This window comes from Microbulbifer sp. 2205BS26-8, from assembly GCF_030731025.1.
GTDB classification, from domain to species: domain Bacteria; phylum Pseudomonadota; class Gammaproteobacteria; order Pseudomonadales; family Cellvibrionaceae; genus Microbulbifer; species Microbulbifer spongiae.
Genome location: NZ_JAVAMR010000020.1, coordinates 43,735 through 64,835, shown reverse-complemented (window position 1 = coordinate 64,835; position 21,101 = coordinate 43,735). Strand labels below are relative to the sequence as shown.

3 protein-coding genes are annotated in these 21,101 nt (G+C 49.2%); 2 read left to right on the top strand and 1 reads right to left on the bottom strand.

The window, feature by feature from the left end; genetic code table 11:
• Positions 1-147: helix-turn-helix domain-containing protein (locus Q5Y71_RS17540; protein ID WP_371877017.1), on the bottom strand; the 147-nt coding region annotated here is incomplete at its 3' end.
• 182 nt (positions 148-329) lie between these two features.
• Here Q5Y71_RS17540 and Q5Y71_RS08775 point away from each other — a divergent pair.
• On the top strand, positions 330-8,096 hold the full coding sequence (locus tag Q5Y71_RS08775; protein WP_306041704.1) for an SDR family NAD(P)-dependent oxidoreductase: 7,767 nt from the start codon (positions 330-332) through the stop codon (positions 8,094-8,096).
• Positions 8,086-21,045 carry a non-ribosomal peptide synthetase gene (locus tag Q5Y71_RS08770; RefSeq protein WP_306041703.1) on the top strand — a complete coding sequence of 4,320 codons (12,960 nt, stop codon included), beginning with the start codon at positions 8,086-8,088 and terminating at the stop codon, positions 21,043-21,045. Before Q5Y71_RS08775 ends, Q5Y71_RS08770 begins: the two co-directional genes overlap by 11 nt.
• Positions 21,046-21,101: the final 56 nt, after the last annotated feature.

Here is a 21,101-nt window from a genome sequence, read left to right as displayed (position 1 = left end):
CCTCAAACCCCGGTTACGCTTCAATTCCCGGCTAATCGTTGAAGGTGAGCGCCCCAACAAAGCCGCAATCTCCTTCTGGTTATGTTCTGTTTTCAATAATACGTAAATCTGGTATCTTTCTTCTTCGGTCAGCTGGTGGTAACTCATCAGTGCTTCATCTCTTGGTCGGGAGAGGCGTGGAGTCTACCAGCTGGCTCTTCTCATTATACAATTGCACTTATTATCCGAAACCATAAAACATAAACAGCGTGCTTTCTATCGATTTAAAACAATAGATTGAATACGCACAGTTTTTCTGTTGTTTTACTATAAATTTTTAAGGTATTGATATGTACGATAAGCTATCTGCGAATACTGCTGTGCGGATGATTAAAGCAGTTGAAGAATCAAAATTGTCAATGATGCCAGTTGCGATTGTGGGTATGGGGTGTCGTTTTCCTGGTAAGGCCGATAGTGTTAATGCTTTTTGGCAACTGTTGCTCAGGGGTGAGGATGCGACGTGTTTTGTGCCAGAGGATCGTTGGAATGGCAAACAGTTTTTCAGTTGTGATTCCGCTAAAGAACCAGGAACGGTTAATAATGTGCGAGGTGGGTTTGTTAAAGATATTGCTGATTTCGATGCGGGTTTTTTTGGAATATCACCCCGTGAAGCAGCATTGATGGACCCTCAGCAGCGGATTTTATTGGAGGCAACGTTTAATGGGTTGGAAGATGGCGGTCTGACTCTGGAAGAGACACGGGGCAAAAAGGTTGGTGTTTTTATTGGTATCACCTCAACGGATTATGCCGAGATTCAGCGATGTCAACATAATCGCGAATTTATTGATGCGCATACCAATACCGGTACCACCTTGGCCATTGCCGCTAATCGCCTATCTTACTTTTTTGATTTCAAAGGTCCCAGTCTTGCTATAGATACAGCCTGCTCGTCATCACTGACGGCTGTTCATCTTGCTTGCCAAAATCTGGCATCTGGTGAATCCAGTATTGCTGTGGCTGGTGGAGTCAATGCATTACTTAAACCCGAAGCAACTATTGGTATGAGCGCGGCATCCATGGTATCGCCCGATGGCCGCTGCAAAACCTTTGATATTAGTGCTAACGGGTTCGTGCGTGCTGAAGGCGCGGGTATTGTGGTGCTTAAGCCGCTTGAGTCGGCGTTGCGCGATCAGGATCGTATTTATGCGGTCATTAAAGGCAGTGCCATTAATCAGGATGGTCACACTGCCAGCCTGACCATGCCCAACTCTGAGGCTCAGGTGCAAATGCTGGAGCAGACTTACCGTGTTGCGGGAATTGATCCAGGTGAGATGCGCTATATTGAAGCTCACGGTACTGGGACGCCTGTGGGTGATCCCTTGGAAGTGGCGGCATTGGGCAAAATTTTTGGCGTGAATCGTCAATCAGATAATCCCTGTTATGTGGGCTCAGTCAAGACCAATATTGGCCATCTGGAGGCAGCAGCTGGTATTGCCGGATTGATTAAAGCGGCATTGACGACTTATCACGGCGTTATTCCGGCAATGCTTAACTTTCACACTGAAAACCCTAAACTGGGATTGTCTCAATATCATTTAAGTGTACCCACGCGAACCGTTCCCTGGCCAGACGATGATGTCCCCCGGCGTGTCGGTGTGAATTCCTTTGGTTTTGGTGGCGCCAACGCTCATGTAGTGATTGAGCAGGCCCCCACAGATAGGGAAGAAAAAAACTATAAGACACCTGTCAGAGAAACCAGCCCCAATCTATTGACGGTTTCTGCTCGTAATGAAGTAGCTTTACAGCTGCTGCTGAATGAACATCTCTCCACCCTACAAAATCAGGGACAAACTATTCCTCTTGATAGCTACTGTCGTGCGGCTGCGCGTCGGCGTAGTCACCATGCATATCGGCTGGCATTAGTGGTAGAGGACCGCGACCAGTTGATCAGTAAACTACAGGGATATCATCAGGGATTGCCGATTGAAGGTGTATTGGAAGGCTTAGCCGAGCCCTTGCGGGAGTCTGAGGAAAACCCTGTTTTTGTTTTTTCGGGGATGGGACCACAATGGTGGGGTATGGGACAGGAGCTGTACCGAACAGAACCCGTATTTCGCCAGTGGATTGAACGCTGTGATGCGGCCCTCGCCCCCTATGGGGATTGGTCACTTTGTGAGGAAATGCTGAAGGGAGAAGACAACTCGCGTATGGCCGAGACAGCTATCTCCCAACCGGCAAATTTTGCCTTGCAGGTGGCTTTAGCTCGCTTGTGGAATAGTTGGGGTATAAAGCCTTCCGCTATTGTTGGCCACAGTGCTGGCGAAGTAGCCGCCGCCTATATTGCCGGTATGTTTAGCCTGGAGGAAGCCGCCCAAGTTATTTACCATCGCTCCAGCTTACAGCAGCGTACATCGGGTCAGGGGAGTATGCTGGCAACAGGTCTAAGTGTCGACAAAGCGCAAAGTATTAAAGAACGTTTCGACAAAGATGTTTCGATAGCAGCAATGAATAGTCCATCATCAGTCACCGTTGTTGGTGATACAGATTGTATTGAGACACTGAACCGTTTATTGCTTGAAGATGGTGTATTCTCACGTCCTCTGCAGGTTGATATACCTTTCCACAGTCACTTTATGGAACCGCTGGCAGAAGATTTGCTCGCCTCACTGGAGAATCTAAAACTGACTGAGCCGACAGCGCCATTGTACTCGACTGTGACAGGCGGTTTGGTGTCAGGTTTTGCTTATGATAATGCCTATTGGTGGCGCAATGTGCGTGAGCCGGTACGCTTTGCTCAGGCTACCCATCAATTGCTTGAACATGGCTACCGCCATTTTCTGGAGCTTAGCCCCCACCCTGTGCTGTCGAGTTCAATCATTGAATGTTTGGCACACCACCAGATAAAGGGCAGCGTTGTATCGTCACTTCGTCGCAGGCAAGACGAACGCAGGGAAATGTTAACCAACCTCTCTAAATTCTACATTCGCGGCCATAGTATTCATTGGCAGGGAGTTTACGCTGGTGACAACCATCATGTGTCACTCCCTCAATATCCCTGGCAAAGAGAACGTTACTGGCAAGAAGGCGCCGATTCTATGAACCGACGGCTATTGCCCACAGAACATCCCTTGTTGGGCACTCGAATTGAGCAGCCCGAACCCTGTTGGTCCAATGATATCGGTCTATATCCCCACCACTATTTACAGGATCACCAAGTGAGGGAGGTGGTGCTGTTTCCGGCAGCAGCTTATATCGAGCTGGCACTGGCGGCAGGCAGGGAGTTTTATGATAGCCACTGTTTACAGCTCAATGATCTGGTGTTTGAGCAGGTTTGGGTGATGAAAGAAGGCCAGCGGCGCCGTTGTCAGGTACGTTTATCATCTGTTGATCAGCGCGTCAGCCTGCATACCCGTGAACTGGGTGAGGAAGCAGCCTGGTTGTCCCATATGCAGGGTCGAATAACCCAAATTGCCGTTGAAGGGCAGCGCCGGTTTTGTCTCGATAAGGTGAAAAAGCGTTGCCATGATGAGGTGAGCGATCGTGTTTATACCGCTTTTGCTGAGCGGGGTTTGCACTACGGCCCTCACTTTCAGGGTATCGAAAGACTGTGGTGTCACGATGACGAAGCACTGGCCAGTCTACGTCCTTTTAATGCCTCAGTTTACGGTGGCGGGCAAGGTGAAGCTGAAGATGAACTTGATGCTTATCTGTTACACCCCGCACTGCTGGATGCCTGCTTACAAGCATTTATTGGCACCTTGCTTGATATTTATCCGACACCTTATACTCCCTTACCCACTTATTTGCCCGTGGGCCTGGAGACACTGCGCTTGTATGAACGCTTGACGCCCGGTGAACATTATTGGGTATATGCACGCCGAACTGTCATGTCGCCATCAGATATGAAAGGTGATATTTATTTGCTCGATAGCGAAGGCAAAGCTCTAGCAGAAATCAGACAGCTTGGTTGCCGGCAGCTCAATGCAGATAACATTGAGAAAGACAATTGGCTTTATGCTTTTGAGTGGCGACGCCAAGATAGCCTTCATGGTATCGACAAATTCTGGGCCGATCGGATAACACCTAGTGTTCTGGCGGCATCAATAGCCAGCGACATTACCCAGTTGTCACAAAATTATAAGCGCGACCATTTTTATGCTGAGTTGGAACCCTCAATGGACGCCATTGCTATTGCCTTTGCCTGTCAGGCCTTTGTTGAGTTGGGCACAAACTGGCAAATAGGGCAAGTGCTGACGCTGGAGAGTCTTTGTTCTGAGCTGAATATTGTTCCGAGCCATCGACGTTTAACCCGCAGATTATTACAGTGTATGGCACTTGAAGGCTGGTTGGAGGCTGTGGATGACGATAGCTGGTCAGTACGTAGGCTTTATTCGGGCCCCGAACCTTTGGAGATGGTGACAGAGCATTACCGTCACTACCAACAACAACACCCCGAAGTCGCCCTGCTTGAAGCCTGTGGCAAACCACTGGCCAGGGTGTTGCGCGGTGAGCTTGATCCCGTGGAAATTATGTTTCCCAATGGCGAGCAAAGACTGACAGAGTCGATTTATTCCGATTCAGCCACTTTCCGTATTTATAACGACATCATTGGACAACTGCTTCAAACCATAGTAAAGAAAATGCCCGAGGGGCGGCGATTGCGTATTTTGGAGATAGGCGCTGGTTCCGGAACCCTGGCGTCACTGCTATTGAAGCAACTTCCCACCGAGCGCATTCATTATACTTTCACCGATATATCATCGGCATTTCTGGTACGAGCCAAAGACAAGTTTGCCGATCTGCAATGCCTGGATTTCCAGTTGCTTGATATTGAGAAAGACCCACTATCTCAAGGATTTGACACAGCCTGCTTTGATATCGTATTAGCCGGAGACGTACTTCACGCTACCAGTGACTTAACACGAACTGCGGGCAATGCGGCTGAACTGTTAGTGCCTGATGGTTTGTTAATACTGCTCGAAGTCACCAGACCGCCTTATCGTTTTGACCTGACATTTGGCCAATTGAAAGGCTGGTGGGCTTTTGAAGACGAGGATCTGCGTCCCGATCACTGTTGTATAAGCCCATCGACCTGGACGGCATTGCTGGAGCGCTGTGGGCAGTACGATATTCGCATTCTGTCAGATCGGCCAGATCAGCAAGCCTCAGCGATTCAGAGCATTATTATCTCTTCCCGTTGCGACACGATGACGGATACGACCCGTGTGCAGGCCGAGTATCCCTGGCTGGTGGTCATGGATCAGCAGGAGATTGGCGATCAGATCGTCGCTGAATTTCAACGTCAGCTGCGGTTGGTTGTTCCCATTGCATTAGCTGAGACCGGTGGATTAACCTCCGACAGTGCCAATAGATCACATTGGGTCGGGGCTGACTTATCATCAATTTATGAGTTTATCGATGGACTGATCGCTGAATACCACGGTATCGCGGGTCTGGTATACCTGTCCTCACTGGATGCGCCTGCTTTTGATCAGGCGGATACGGTTGATCCCAATAGCCTTGCCTCCCAGACCTGTTTAAACCTGATCAATCTCGTCCAAGCTCTGGATGAATTTAATCCCGGTGAACGTCTGCATTTTGTGTTGGCAACCCGTGATCTGCAACAGGTAACTGATAGCGATATGGCCTCTGGCGTATTCAACGCGCCGCTGTGGGGCTTGGGTCGAGTCATTGCTAGTGAGTATCCCGTTCATAGGGTCAGTATGCTGGATCTGCCGGCAAGGCCTGAGCGAGAGGATGTCATGGGTCTTTACCGGGAAACTCAGCGCGGGGCGAATCATGAACTGGAAGTAGCTGTTCGCCGAGGTGAACGCTATGTGGCCCGTTTGCAACAGCCGAGCCAGGACGCACTGGCTCAGACTCAGTGCCGTCCAGTGTGCCTGGCAGAAGAGGATGCCTATTGTCTGGATGTCCGTAAACCGGGGGATTTGAGCAGTTTATTTCTAAAGCAGGTTAATTGTCGTGATCCCGGTCCGGGAGAAGTTGAAATCGAGGTGCATTACGCCAGTCTCAACTTCCACGACTTGATGAAAGTGCTCGACATTTATCCCAAGGACGGCAACGCATTTCATCTGGGGGATGAATGCAGTGGTATTATTCGCAATGTGGGTCCGGGGGTTGAAGGACTGGCTGTAGGTGACCGGGTTGCAGGCTTTGCATTTGGCTTCAGCTCGACAATTGTTACCTTGGCGGATTTGGTGGTTCCCATTCCAGATCATTTAGGACTTCAGGAGGCCGCTACGATTCCCATGGCTTTTGCCACTGCCTGGTATGCCTTGCATGAGCTGGGTAATATGACCGCTGGTGAACGAGTTTTGATTCATGCGGCTGCCGGTGGTGTAGGCCTGGCGGCAGTGCAAATTGCTCAAAGGGCGGGCCTCGAAGTATTCGCCACTGCCAGCAGTGAGGAAAAGTATCAACAGCTTCGGGCCATGGGTATTAAACAGATATTTAATTCCCGAACACTGGCATTTTATGATGAGATTTATGTCGCGACGGAGGGTCAGGGTGTAGATCTGGTACTGAATTCTCTGGCGGATGAATTTATTCCCGCTAGTCTAAAACTCTTAAGCCCCTATGGGCGTTTTCTAGAGATCGGCAAGGCCGATATTTACGCTAATACTCCACTTGGCCTTTACCCCTTCCGGAAAAACCTGTCTTTTTTTGCCATCGATCTGGGTCGTATGTTCCATGAATGCCCTCAACGGGTGCAAGGCACACTCAAGGCGGTAATGGCGGCTTTTGCCAAACGGCATTTAACACCTCTGCCAATACAGGGCTTCGATATTGACGAGGCAGAAGATGCCTTTCGCACCATGGCGCAGGCCAAGCATATTGGCAAAATTGTTTTTGCGATGCGTCAGGAACAGAAACGGGCGGTGAAGATACCGAACCGCAATTTAGGCAGGTTTCAACAGAATGCCTCTTATCTGTTGACGGGTGGCCTCGGCGGTTTTGGTCTGGCAGTGGCCGAATGGATGGCAGAAACCGGTGCTGGTCATCTTATCCTGGGGGGGCGGCGTACTACCTTAGACGATACTCAGCGTCAGCGCCTTGCGAGTATAGAAGCCAATGGATGCAAAGTCAGTGTTGTCAGTCTGGATGTCACTGATAAAGCCTCAGTCGAACAGGTGCTACAACAGCATTGCACTGCATCACAACCTTTAAAAGGCGTGATGCATATGGCGATGGTACTGGACGATAGGTTTATCCGGGATCAGACTGAACACAGTTTTAACAAGGTGTTTGCCCCCAAGGCTCGGGGAGCGTGGAATCTGCATCACGCCACCGCCGATAGCGATCTGGATTTCTTTGTCATGTTCTCTTCTTTTGCCGCCGTAGTGGGCAATCCTGGTCAATCGAATTATGTAGCGGGTAATCAGTTTCTCGACGCGCTGGCCACCTATCGCCGCGCTTGTGGTTTACCTGCTCTCACCATAGCTTGGGGGCCCATTGCCGATGTTGGCTACGTGGCGCAACACGAGGATATCCAACGCCATTTTGAACGCCAGGGCACCAGGCCGTTTAGCGTCAATGAAGCCATTCAGGCATTAGCTACGAGTCTGCATGAAGCGCTTACATCCGTTTGTGCTCTCCATGTGGACTGGTCCCTGTATGCCAACTATGCACCGGATATGATTGAAACCAGCCGCTTTCAGCATTTTGTCGTCCGTGATGCCAATAACGGTGCCCACAGTGAAGAAAGTGCGGGTATTCTCAATGAACTCAGCCTCTGTGCTCCAGCAGAGCGACAGGCTTTGGTGGAGCGTTGGTTGAGCCATCGCTTAGCAGAGTTGCTGTCGTATAACCTGGCAGACTTCGATCCCAATCGACCCTTGGCAGAAGTTGGTATGGATTCATTAATTTCTGTAGAAATGGCTGCCGTAATCAAGGAAAAGCTGGGACTTAAGCTTCCATCAATGGAATTAACCCAATCAGCCAGTGTGGTGGGACTGGCGACGCGCTTACTCCTTGATCTAAATCTTGACGCAGCATTGCAAACACAGGGTGATCAGAGAAACATTGAACTGATGTCCAGTGTTGTAGATCGAGATACAGAGCGTGTTTTGATACTGGACCGAAGCAATGAAAGCTGAAAAACAAGCCTCTTCACAGTCTAAACCAGGTCGGTATCAGCCACTGGCTTCAGTTCAACAAGCAGTTTGGCTGGATCAGGCACTTAATTATGAGTCGCCGGTTTATAACCTGGGTTATGTCATCGAGATTGAAGCAGAAGTCGATACCGCGATCTTTATTGAAGCTATCAACCGCCTGATCCGAAAGCACGATGCATTGAGAATTGTTCTGTCCGAACAAGAAGAGGCGATGCCTACTCAGAAGATATTGCCGACGGTATCACTGACACCGATTATTCAGGACTTTTCCAGCCAGAACAACCCAGAGCAGGAAATCTGGAAGTACATACGCCAACGATTCAATACAGCCCGTGATTTATATGATGGTTTGTTGTGGGATAGCGAAATACTTCGTATCGACGGTGCACACTACTATTGGGTGTTTCGCTTTCATCACCTCATTATCGACGGTTTTGGCATTTCAGTGTTTGCAGAGTCACTGTTTAATACCGTGGATAAATTGATGGCAGAGAGCGATGATTCGTCAGTGATGTCCATCGGCCAAAGCCTGCCGCGAACCGCAGCAACCTATCGCCATTTTCTGAAATATGACCAGGCTTATCTATCCTCCGATCAGTATGAACAGGACCGACTATTCTGGTGTGAAAAGTTTGTCGATAGTCCGCCGCCGTTATTTGTCGAGGCGCGAGCATGGGATTATCAACAGTCTTCGAGTGATATTGTTCACTGGCTGTTAGAGCGAGGTTTTTACCAGGAGATTACTGCTTATGCCGATACCTGTGGTGGTACAGCATTTCATATTTTTCTGGCCTTGATCAGCGCCTATTTTGCCCGTGTTCAGGTTGTCGATGAAGTGGTGGTTGGCATACCGGTGCTCAATCGCAACACTGCCGAACAGCGGCTGACTGTTGGTATGTTTGCCTCCATTATTCCCATTAAAATTAAGGTGGATGTCAATCGATCGTTTGGCGATCTGGTTAATCTGGTTCGCACCGAATTACACACTTGTTATCGACACCAGAAGTTTCCAATTGTCGAAATTAATCGTGCGCTTAAACTTGCCAGGCAGGGGCGTAAACAGCTGTTTGATGTCATGCTCAGCTATGAAGACTTCGCCGCAGATTACGCCTTTGGCAATCTCAAGTATAAAGCCCAGCGTGTTAATGAGCAGTTCCAACAAGTGCCTTTAAATATTTCCATTCGCGACTACCATAAATCCGACGATGTGGCGATCAGCTTTAATTTTCTGACCAGTGTATTTGAGCGCACAGACGTTGAAGTCATGCAATCTCATCTCAAGGTCATGCTAGAGTCTTTTCTGAATAATAGTGATCAGCGTATCGGTGAGTTGCCAATGATGGATGCCGTTGATCGCCAGTTAGTGTTACAGACCTGGAATGCCACCGAGGCTGACTATTCCCTGAATACTTGCATTCATCACTTATTTGAAGAGCAGGTAGTCAAAGCGCCCGATTTACCCGCTCTGATTTTTGAAACACAAACCGTCAGTTACCAAGATCTCAATGCACAGGCGAATCAACTGGCCCATTACCTGATTGCCCAAGGTGTTGGCCTCGATATGTTAGTCGCTGTCTGTATGGAGCGCAGTATCGATATGGTCGTCGCTTTGCTGGCCATACTTAAAGCCGGTTGCGCCTATGTGCCACTGGACCCGGACTACCCCGAGCAACGGCTACAACAGATATTGAATGACAGCCAACCACTGTGTGTGTTGGTGGATCACCGTGGACAAGAATGCCTCGGTAACTTTACTAAACACCTTACTCAACAAGGCTTGATTCACTTACAAAGCGATCGGCAACACTGGTCCGATAATTCAAGGGACAATCCTATCGTTGAGGGACTTAAGCCAAATCATCTGGCCTATGTGATTTACACCTCCGGTTCCACCGGACAACCCAAGGGTGTGATGAATGAACACCGTGGTGTAGTTAACTACCTGCAATGGCGACAACGGGATTATGCATTAACGGCTGCGGATACCGTACTGCAAAAAACGCCCTATAGCTTTGATGTGTCCGTGTGGGAGTTTTTCTGGCCATTAATGGCGGCTGCGCGTTTAGTGATAGCTCGACCCCAGGGGCATCGAGATCCGAGTTATTTACATCAACTTATAGAATCGGAAGGTGTGACCACAGTCCACTTTGTACCCTCAATGTTATCCGCTTTCTTAACACAATTGTCTGAAGCCTCTTGTCCCAGTGTGCGCCAAATTTTCTGCAGTGGTGAAGCCTTGCCGATGGCGGCGGCAAAGCATTGTTTGGCGCAATTGCCGAACACTAAACTTTATAATCTCTACGGTCCCACTGAAGCGGCCATTGATGCAACGGCGTGGCATTGTGAGGCTGATGCGGATGAGATGTTGATAGGTCGTCCCATTGCCAATGACCGTATCTACATACTGGATTCCCACCACCAACCCGTGCCCATTGGTTTAGCGGGTGAACTCTATATCGCCGGTGAGGGTGTGGCGCGAGGTTACTGGAATCGCCCTGAGTTGACAGCAGAATGTTTTTTAGCAGACCCCTTTGATACTGAAAGCCAATCACGGATGTACAAAACCGGTGATTGGGGGCGCTGGAAAACCGATGGCACGATTGAGTTTTTAGGTCGCAAAGACTTTCAAGTTAAGGTGCATGGCTTGCGTGTTGAGTTGGGCGAAATCGAAGCCCAGCTAGAAGCTATTGCGACGATTAAAGGGGTGGTGGTTGTTGCGCACGAGCGTGATGCTGAGAGTTGTTTGATTGCCTACTGTCTGAGTGATGATACAAACTTGGATACGGAAAGACTGCGCAGCACGCTATTGCGAGCGTTCCCGGATTATATGGTGCCCGCGGCTTATGTGAGAGTGGAGTCGTGGCCGCTGACGACTAATGGTAAGTTGGATCGCGCTGCCTTGCCGCTGCCGGATGGTGAGGCTTATGTTCGCAGGGAGTATGAAGTGCCAGGGAATGCGTTGGAGGAAACCTTAGCGCGTCTTTGGGCGGAGTTGCTGGGTGTTGAGAGAGTGAGTCGTTGGGATAATTTTTTTGCCTTAGGCGGACACTCCTTAATTGCCATGCAATTGATATCACGTTTACGGGAGGCAGGCTGGCAACTGGATATTCTCTCGTTGTTTAGCCGAACCACTTTGGCTGATCTGGCCATTGAAATAAGGCCAGTGAAAGAATGGGCCGTGCCAGCTAACGGTATTCCAACAGGTGCAGATGGCATTACACCAGAGATGTTAACGCTGATCGACCTCAGCCAAGGGGATATTGATCGGATTGTTGATACCGTCCCAGGTGGCGCTGCCAATATTCAGGATATCTACCCACTGGCACCCTTGCAGGAAGGCATACTGTTTCACTACCTGTTAGACGGCGATAGCGATACTTATTTGCAAGCCAGCCTCGCGGCCTTTGATTCGCGAGTACTGATTGATGATTTTGTAAAAGCCTTGCAAAAGCTGATTGATCGACACGATATCTTACGCACATCGGTGCTATGGGAGCAATTGAAAGCACCCGTTCAGGTGGTCTGGCGACAGGCGCCTCTGGTGGTTCATGAGATAGAACTCACTGATAGCACCATGAGTGCTGTCAATGAATTGCGTTCTCGTTTTAATACCCATTGTTTCCAGTTAGATATTAAACAAGCTCCTTTATTACAGCTAGCTATTGCTTTTGATCAGAGAGAAAATCGTTGGTTATTGTCGTTGTTACAACATCATTTAATTGATGACAATACTTCGCTAAAACATCTGCTGGACGAAGTGCAAAGATATTTGCGGGGAGAGTCATTGCCAACACCCGTGCCCTTTCGTCAATTTATTGCACAATTGCAGTCCCGTGATGATACCGAAGTGTATCGCACTTTTTTTAGCGATATGTTGGCAGATTTCAATGAGACTACCGCACCATTCGGCTTATTAAAATTACAGGATAATGATACCCGCCTTATCAAGGAATCGCGCTTGCGTCTCGATAAATCTCTGACATCGCGCTTGCGATCAGCGACCCAATTGGAAGTCAATACTGCCGGTTTATTTCATTTGGCTTTTGCAAAGGTCTTAGGTGCTATCTCAGGGAGTGAAGATGTCGTATTTGGAACGGTATTATTCGGTCGTATGAATGGGGGAGCAGCGGCTGAGCGAGCCTTGGGTATGTTTATCAATACTTTGCCGATACGAATTCCTATTGGCGATGTTAGCATCCAAGCGAGCCTAAAACAAACCCATCAAAGATTAGTTAAACTGCTTCAGTACGAACACGCTTCACTTCCCCTCGTGCACCGTTGTAGCGCAGTGGAAACGCCACAGCCACTGTTCTGCGCTTTATTAAACTATCGCCATAACCCCGATTTTAAATCCATTGAACGCGATTGGCAGGGCATCAACATTCTTCAGTATGAAGAGCGCACCCATTACCCTCTGACAGTATCAGTGGATGATCGAGGCGATGATTTTCTACTGAGTGTTAAGGCTGCTGAGCCCATTGATGCTGGGCGCATTGGCTACTACCTTCAGCAAGTGCTGGTACAACTGCTGGACAATTTAGAGGGTGCAGCCGAAACACCTTGTTACCAGTTGCAGGTGCTACCCGAGTCAGAGTATCAACAAACGGTTTACCACTGGAATGCAAATGATAGAGGCGATCCCTTAACTCATTGTGTGCCGTCACTCTTTGAACAGCAAGTCCGACACAGCCCCGATGCTATTGCCTTGGTTTTTCAAGAAAAACGTTTTCAACAGCAGACACTGAGTTATCAGGTTTTGAATCAGCGAGCTAACCAACTGGCTCACTATCTGATAGGGAGAGGTGTACGGCCTAATAGTCCTGTCGGCTTGTGTGCTGACCGCTGTGTGGAGATGGTGGTGGGCCTGCTGGCTATTCTCAAAGCCGGCGGGGCTTATTTTCCCCTTGACCCAGCTTATCCTATAGAGCGTTTGCGCTTTATGCTGGCGGATAGTGCACCGGTGTTACTGCTGACCGATGGCAGTGTGCCAACACTTTTATATCAGCAAGATTCCCATCCCCCAGTCATCGACCTCTTATCTGACCATGCCCAATGGGCGGCGTGCTCAACACAAAACCCGGTGATTGAATCACTGAATGTCGAACATCTCGCTTATATTATTTATACCTCAGGTTCCACCGGTAAACCCAAAGGCGTGATGAATGAACACCGCGGCTTGGTGAATCATCTTGTGTGGAAGCAAGAGGCGTTTTCCATCAACGCCGATGACCGCATCCTGCAGCGTACGCCCCTTGGTTTTGATGTGTCGGTGAGTGAAATACTGCTTAGCTTATTGAGTGGGGCGCGCTTGATTTTGCCAGGCCCTCGCGGTCATCAGGATTTAGCTGAGTTGTGTCGCACAATCGCAGAATATCACGTCACTGTATTGCATACGGTGCCCACTGTGCTGGCTGTTTTCCTCGACCATATTGATGCGCAGCAGGCCGCGAGTTTGCGGCTGATCTCCTGTGGTGGAGAATCCTTGTCTGTAGATCTGGCGCAGCGCTGTGCTGATCATTTGCCCCATGTTGAGCTGCATAATCTTTACGGACCCACCGAAGCTTCAATTGATGCCACGGCAGGGTCTTATCGTCCCAGTGAAAAGATGCTATCCATCGGTCGCCCAGTGAGCAACACAACAATCTATATTCTCGATGCTCGCGGTTTCCCAGTCCCCCTGGGAGCTGTTGGCGAGCTGACTATTGGTGGTGTCGGAGTAGCGCGAGGTTATATTAACCAGCCTGAATTGACTGAGGCGCGCTTTTTATCCGACCCCTTTAGCCCTCACTCTGAGGCGCGAATGTATAGGACGGGTGATCTTGCCCGTTGGAATAGCGATGGCACTATCGACTTTGTAGGCCGCAATGATTTTCAAATCAAAATTCGCGGTTTTCGCATTGAACCCGATGAGATCGCAGCCCAACTGTGTGCCTGTGAGAACATTGACAATGCGGTGGTTATTGCGGATACCAATTCAGATCACACCCGTTTATTGGCTTATTGTGTCAGTGATGCAGAGGCACTGGATATAAAGGCTATACGCACACAGTTGCAGGCACAGTTACCGGACTACATGGTTCCTACCGTCTTTATAAAGTTGGCATCACTGCCCCTTACCCCCAGCGGCAAGCTGGATCGCAATGCATTGCCCAAGCCTGATGATGAACACCATACCCGCGCCACTTACGAAGCGCCGAAGGGTGAAAAGGAAATGCTGCTAGTCCGAATCTGGTCTGAGTTATTCGGTATTGAGCGCCTTAGTCGCTGGGACAATTTCTTTGCACTGGGGGGACACTCCTTAATGGCCATACAACTGTTGTCACGCCTGCGGTCGATGGCTTGGCAGTTGGATATTCAATGCCTGTTTAATACGCCAGTGTTGTTTGACCTGGCTCGGCAGATAAAACCACTGCAAACAATGGATGTCCCCACTAATGGCATACCCACAGGAGCAACAGTGATCGAACCGGAGATGCTGACGTTGATAGATTTAACGCCTGAACAGATTCAGCACATTACCGGTTCAGTACCCGGGGGAGCTGCCAATATTCAGGATATTTACCCACTGACACCTTTGCAAAAAGGGATTGTGTTCCACCATTTACTGGATGGAGCAGGGGATATGTACCTGTTATCCACGCAAATGGCATTTGACACCTACAGCAATCTTGATGCGTTTTTAAAAGCGACACAAACCATGATTGATCGCCACGATATCCTGCGTACAGCGATCTACTGGGAGGGTTTACCGGAACCCGTACAGCTTGTGCAACGCGAGGCATCCCTGGTGGTTGAGGAAATAAGCGTCGATGGAGAAGAGGATGCCTTACAACAACTGCAAGCACAATATGACCCCCGGAGCTATCGCCTGAATATCAGTAAAGCACCACTAATACGGGCAGTGCTGGTTTTTGATCGACAACAAAATCGCTACCTCTTGGCTTTATTTTGTCATCACCTACTGACGGATCATATCGCTTCAAAAGTAATGCTTGATGAAATAGGGATGCACGTAGACGGGCGCGGCGATCAACTGCCACCACCTGTACCTTATAGAACTATTGTCGCTCATAGTCGTTTTGCCTTTAAACAGAACACACACGAAGACTTTTTTCAGGATATGTTAGGCGATGTCCATGAACCGACAGCACCTTTTGATGTACTGGATGTGCAAGGCATCTGTGCATCGCTTAGTGAATCTCATCGCATGTTGACTGAGCAGTGCTCACAATCGCTGCGACTGTGTGCCCTGGATCTGGGGGTCAGTCCATCAAGCCTGTTTCATTTGGCTTGGGCGCAAGTTTTGGCGTGCTTGACCGGGCGGGATGATGTGGTATTTGGCACCGTGTTATCCGGTCGGCTGCACAGTGGCGAAGGCGCAGACCGGGCTTTGGGCATGTTTCTCAACACCTTGCCTATACGCATTTATTTGGGTGACCACTCAGTGGTAGTCAGCCTTGAACAAACCAATGATCTATTGGTTAAGCTGATGCAACATGAGCTGGCACCCCTGGAGTTGGCGCTGGGCTGTAGCGGGGTAGATGCCCCTCTACCTTTGTTTACCTCCTTGTTGAATTATCGTTACAACGAGTTTGGCAAGATCAATGACTCAGGTATTGAGTTGAGAGAGGGCATTCGATTATTACACGTTGAAGATAAAAGCAATTATCCCTTAGACCTTAGTATTGATGACTTTGGTGATGTATTCGGGTTGACGCTACAGGTCGTACACCCCTTGCCGGCAGACAGAATATGTACCTATATGGAGCAAGCCCTTCACGCCTTGCTTGAAGCATTGCAACATGCCCCTGATAGGCCTTGTTATCAGTTGGACATACTCAGTCAGGAGGAGCGCCAGCAGTTAGTAGAGCGCCCAGAGCTTGTTGATCTGGAAGATGTCGAGGATAAATGTGTACACACCTTGTTTGAGCAACAGGTTTGTGCCAATCCAGAGCAGGTCGCCATTATTCAGGATGGTCAATATCTCACTTATAACGAGCTTAACACCCGTTCCAATCAGTTGGCCCACTACTTAATTGAGTGTGGTGTTGTCCCCGACAGTCGAGTGGCGCTGTGTGTAAAGCGCAGCCCAGCTTTGCTGGTGGGTTTATTCGCCATTCTTAAAGCGGGTGGTGCTTATGTTCCCCTAGATCCTGAATACCCAGATGAGCGACTGCGTTTTATTCTGACTGACAGCGCTCCACTGTTATTACTCGGCGATGGTGAAATTGATCGTCTGTTTGATACAGTACAGCCGGATTTTCCCTACATTAATTTACATAGCGATCAAAACCGTTGGTTATCCTACCCAGTGGCTGATCCTGCTGTCGAAAACTTACAGTCAGTGCATCTTGCCTACCTGATGTACACCTCGGGTTCCAGCGGACAGCCCAAAGGGGTGATGGTTGAGCACGGCCATTTGCGAACCTTGGTGAAGACCTTCCAGCAGTCTTATGGATTTAACAGCGACGACCGCATGCTGCAGTTTTCTGCCATTAGCTTTGACATGTGTGTTGAAGAGATCTTTTTTAGTTTGTTGTCAGGGGCCAGCCTGGTATTGCGCACGGACGACTGGTTAATCAACGCAGATCGATTCTGGGCTTTATGCAGGGAATACCGCATTAGTTGCCTAAATTTACCGACCTTTTTTTGGGAACAGTTGACCAAAGATAGCCAGGTTGACATTCCCGATTGTGTTCGCCACCTCGCCATCGGAGGTGACCAGGTAGCGAGAGATGCCTTGTCCCGCTGGTTTTCCCGCTCCGGCTATCTTCCACGGTTAGTGAATATCTACGGCCCCACTGAAACAACGGTTAATGCGACAGTGCATGAACCAGAGCCGGACTCTCCCGAACTATGGGATTCTATTGGCAAAGCCATTCCCCATACCCACATTTATATTTTGGATGAGCGCGCCAATCCGGTACCTGTGGGTGTGACAGGTGAACTCTATATTGCTGGAGCCGGTGTATCGCGGGGTTACTGGAACCACCCTGACTTGACCCATAAGTGCTTTTTGCCAGATCCCTTCAGCGCTAACAAGGATGCCCGTATGTATAAAACCGGCGACTTGGTTCGTTGGAATAGTAACGGCAGTATTGCGTTTTTAGGCCGTAAGGACAATCAAGTCAAAATGCGTGGTTTTCGCATCGAACTGGGAGAGGTCGAAGCGGCATTGCGTCGCTGGGAAGGGTTCAGTGAGGCACTTGTCACAGCGGATCAAAGCAACGGTGAAACCCGCTTGCTCGCCTATTACGTGAGTGAGGCACAAAGCCTGGATATTGATAAGCTGCGCTCACACTTATTGGAACAATTGCCTGAATATGCTGTACCGGTGGCCTACATTCGTCTGGATGCACTGCCGTTGACCCCAAATGGCAAGTTGGATCGTAAAGCTTTGCCGGCACCGACAGAGGATACCTATAGCCGACTCGAATATGAGGCGCCACACAATAAATTGGAGCAGGCTTTGGCGGCTATCTGGGCAGATGTCTTGGCCCTGGATAAGGTTGGGCGATGGGACAATTTTTTTGCCCTGGGCGGTCATTCGCTGTCGGCTATGCGGCTTATCGCCCACTCGCGCACCAAGCTGGGTATTGAGGTGGCGTTGAGCGATTTGTTTACACAGCCAGTCCTGGCTGATTTTGCCAACAAGATATCACGGATTGAACCCGTGGCAATCACTGAGATACTGAAAGCAGACCGGAGTGGCCCTATACCTCTGTCACTTAATCAAGAACGCTTATGGTTTTTGGCGCAATTGGGCGAACAAATTAGCGTGGCCTACCATATCGCCGGTGGCATTCACTTAAATGGCCACCTTGACAGAGACTTGCTCATTCGTGCATTAAATCACGTGGTAGAGCGCCACGAGATATTGCATACCTGCTTTGTCGAGCATAGTGGACACATTGAGCAATACATCAATGAACGCGATCAGCGCTTTGCTTTAGTTATTGAAGATCTGCGCGGGTGTGAATGCGCCGATGAGTACCTGCAACATTTACTTGATAAAATCAAAAGTGCGCCCTTTGACTTTGAGCAGGGACCCTTGCTTAGAGGGTGTCTTATTCAATTAAAACGCGAACAACATCAGTTCTTCCTGTGTATGCACCACATTATTGCTGACGGTTGGTCCCTGGATATTTTTATACAGGAAGTCTGCCGATTGTATAGCGCTTTTGCAGCAGGCCAAGAGAGCCCATTACCCGCTTTAAGCATTCAGTATGCGGATTATGCGGTATGGCAAAGGGCTTATTTAGCGGATGAAAAAATGGGGCAGGAAATTGAATATTGGCGGGAAACCCTGCGGGATGCGCCCCTTTTGTTAGAAATACCGAGAGATTACCCTCGACCCTCTCGTCAGAATTACCAGGGCGCAGAGTGTCCGCTTGTGTTGGAGCCTGCGCTCACCCAATCACTTAAGGCCTTAAGCCAGCGCTTGGGTGTGACTTTACACGTCACCTTATTATCGACCTGGGCACTATTGTTATCGCGTCTGTCGGGGCAAGACGATGTAGTGGTGGGGACACCAGTTGCCAACCGCGCTCGGCGTGAAACCGAAAGTCTGATTGGCTTTTTTATTAATACCCTAGCCTTGCGTATTGACCTGTCTGGCACCCCCTCTATTGCCGAATTACTGCAAAGGATTAAAAGCCATAGTCTGCAAGCGCTAAGCCATCAGAATCTCCCTTTCGAGCAAGTGGTTGAGTTGCTGAAACTGGAACCTAGCTTGGCTCATGCCCCCGTGTTTCAAGTGTTGTTTAATTGGGACAATACGCCGAACAAGCAATTGGATCTACCCGGTTTGACCTGGACAATGCTGCCACGAGAGTCTTTGACGCTGCAAGTTGATCTCTCACTGAATTTAAGCGAAGAGGATGGAACCATTAGCGGTAGCTTGATGTATGCCCGCGCATTGTTTAAGCCGCAAACTATCACCCGTTTTGTTAAATACTGGTGTACGCTGTTGTCGCAGTTGGTGACACTATCACCACAAAGCCCCTGCACTGAGTTGTCCCTACTGGATGTAGAGGAACAGCAGAGGATGCTCTATGGATGGAATAACACCACACTACCCTATTCACACAACCCTTGTATCCATCAATTATTTGAGCTGCAAGTGGAGAAAACGCCAGAGGCCATTGCCCTGGTATTTGCAGGCGATACCTTAAGTTATTGCCAATTAAATCGGCAGGCCAATCAACTGGCCCACTATCTGATAGCGCAAGGTGTACAGCCCGATACCCGAGTGGGATTGTGTGTGGAACGTGGCATCAAAATGGTGGTGGCGATATTGGCGATTCTGAAAGCCGGTGGTGCTTATGTACCCTTAGACCCTGATTACCCGCGAGAACGACTGCACTTTATGCTGGCCGATAGTGAGCCATTGTTGTTATTACATGATAATAATGGGCAAGATCACTTTGACCAAGAAGCGTTGACGATACCTGCAATACATCTGAATAGTGGGTGCTGCTTAGGTCAACCCGACAGCAATCCGTCGGTGTTGGGTCTGCGTCCCGATCACCTGGCCTATATCATTTACACCTCTGGTTCGACCGGTCACCCCAAAGGAGTGATGACTGAACACCGCAATGCAGTTAACTTCCTCAACTGGCGTCAGCACGAATACAAGCTGACTCCCAATGACGCCGTTTTGCAAACGGCTCCTTTTAGCTTTGATATATCCGTGGGCGAATTTTTCTGGCCACTGATGGCTGGTGGACGATTGGTGATGATTAAACCCAACGGCAACCGCGACCCAGCCTATCTCCATCAAGTCGTTAAGGCACAAGAGGTCAGCATTCTCGATTTTGTGCCCTCTTTGTTGCAGGTATTTTTGGATGTAGACCCCCATGAAAGTTACCCGCAGGTGCGGTTAATTTTTTGTGGTGGAGAGGCTCTGCCAATAACATTGCAAAAGCAGTGCCTAGAGCAGATACCCAATAGCGAGTTGCACAATGTTTATGGGCCTACGGAGGTCACGGTCAACGCTATCAGATGGCAGTGTCAACAGGGCGAAGACAGTGGCTCAGTGCCCATTGGTCGCCCCATTCCCAATATGCAGGTGTATTTGCTCGATACCTACGGACAGCCCGCACCCATTGGTGTTGAGGCCGAGTTATATATCGCAGGTGCAGGCTTGTCGAGGGGTTATCTGAATCGTTCAGCGTTGACGGAAGAACGGTTTTTACCCAATCCTTTCAGCGATGTCCCCAATGCTCGTTTTTACAAAACCGGCGACCTGGGTCGCTGGCGTGAAGACGGTGCGCTTGAGTTTTTAGGGCGCAACGATTTTCAGGTAAAAGTGCGAGGTAAACGTATTGAACTGGGTGAGATTGAAGCCGCCCTATGCCTTTGTGAGGGGATTCGGGACGCCGTAGTGACTGGCAATGAACTATCAGGGGATACCCAATTGGTGGCCTATTGTGTCAGCTACGACCTGATACTGGATATCGAGTATTTACGTTCTACCTTGTTGGCTTACTTACCGGATTATATGGTGCCCTCAGCCTATGTTCGCCTGGAACTACTGCCCTTAAACCACAATGGCAAGTTGGATCGCAAGGCTCTGCCGATGCCCGCTGGAGAGTCCTATGAACGCCGAGAGTACGAGGCACCAGTAGATGAGATAGAAATAGCATTGGCCGACATTTGGTCGAGTTTGCTTGAGGTCGAACAAGTGGGGCGTTGGGATAATTTCTTTACTTTAGGTGGACACTCTTTGTTAGTGATTGCCATGATTCGAGAAATCAAAGATGCAATGGGTGTCAATCTTGAGGTGTTCGATATTTTTCAGGCACAGCATCTGGCTGCTCTGACAGAGAAAATAATCGAGCTGCAACTTCAACAATTCGATCCCGATGACGTAGACCGCTTGATATTGTCCCTGGATAAGGTTGATACAAACTTTGAGAAGGCCCTATGAGTTCAGCACGGTTAGATAAACTGACAGCAACGCAGCGCAAACAATTATTGGCCTCA

What these genes read in the sequence shown, in the direction of transcription:
- Q5Y71_RS08775 (WP_306041704.1), top strand. Translation starts at nt 330, where the DNA reads ATGTACGATAAGCTATCTGCGAATACTGCTGTGCGGATGATTAAAGCA.
- Q5Y71_RS08770 (WP_306041703.1), top strand. Translation starts at nt 8,086, where the DNA reads ATGAAAGCTGAAAAACAAGCCTCTTCACAGTCTAAACCAGGTCGGTAT.